Genomic DNA, 1255 nt, shown 5'->3' on the forward strand with positions numbered 1-1255 from the left:
GGGTCGAGGCGGCCGACCGGTAGAACTTGTCATCTTGCTGTCCAGTGGTCGCGGGCATCGGGGCAAGAATGTCCTGGGTGCGGCTGAGGACCTTCGGCTCGGCCGCCCCGTCGGTCAGGCCGGATCCGGCTCCGAGGTCCGTGTGGGGCGGGGATCTTGCTACCAGAGCCAATATCGGCGCTGAACCCTGCTCTGGTAGCAAGATCCCGCCCGCGGGAGCACCCCATCAACGATCTGGCTAGAGCTCTGCGCCCTCGGAGATGGAGTCAGCGTTGAGCACCACGTAACCCTCGCCGTCACATCCCTGTTCGGGTCCCAGCTCAGAGGGGTCCACACCTTCAGGCGGCTCCTCCTCGGCACCGGGGGCACCTCCCGCGGTGAAGGTGTCACCGTCCACGAGTGGACCATGGTCCGGCACGTGCACACCTGCGCCTTCGTCCGCGTCCGCGTCCTCGTCCAGCGGCTGAACTCCCTCGGGCCACACAGGAACACCCGAATACGAGACCTCGCCGGATTCGGGGTCGATCCCGTGCACGAGCAGGCACTCCTGCTCGGGCAGGTATTCCAGCTCCAGGTGCAACAGGGCTTGGGCACCTGCGGAGAAGTCGTGCACGAGGATCCACGGGTCCCCGCTCACGACAACCGCCTCGTCGGGCTCGGGGGATGCCGGGGGTTCAGAAGAACCAGGGGCATCAGCAGAATCAGCGGAGGCCCCGGAGCACCCCGCCAACACCATGGCCGCGGAGACCGCACAGACCGCGAGAACCGGTCCACGCTCGACGTTCGTCCTCATAGCACTGCTCCCTCTTTCCGTTCGCCGGTTTCGGAGTAGACACCCCTTGGACCAATGCGCGCCCGCAGTGGTTCCTTGGATCTGCCAGGCCTGTTGCTCAGGGGTTTCCTCCGCATTCGTCGGTGGCTCCGCTGCGAACGGAGCTGTTCGAATGGGCGTGGGGCGCGCAACAGCCCCCGGTGTGCTGCGAGAGCCTGCGCAAGCAAGCTGTCTCAGGCAGTTCGACCAGTTCACTCGGACCGCTCAAGAACACAGGAGCCGGAGAACAGAACCGTGGGCAGACCCCGATGATCCCTGACCTCACCACACCCGTACTCATCCTTGCCACGGCACTGCTGGGCAGCGCGGCGGTGGTCCTGACACCCGCGTTGTTCGAGGAGTTCCAGGCCGACCGACTCATCGCGATCATCATCCTGGTGGGCGCCGCCACGGCCACCGGCTTCCTGGCCGGGCGGAACCGCA

The 1255-nt window shown here is 66.3% G+C and carries 1 protein-coding gene; it reads right to left on the reverse strand.

All coding sequences use genetic code 11. The features are described from left to right. Positions 1-238: 238 nt before the first annotated feature. Entirely contained in the window at positions 239-637 is a 399-nt protein-coding gene (locus D474_RS29190) for a hypothetical protein (protein WP_017614947.1), read from the reverse strand. Positions 638-1255 lie beyond the last annotated feature (618 nt).

Source organism: Nocardiopsis salina YIM 90010 (genome assembly GCF_000341025.1).
Lineage (GTDB): Bacteria > Actinomycetota > Actinomycetes > Streptosporangiales > Streptosporangiaceae > Nocardiopsis > Nocardiopsis salina.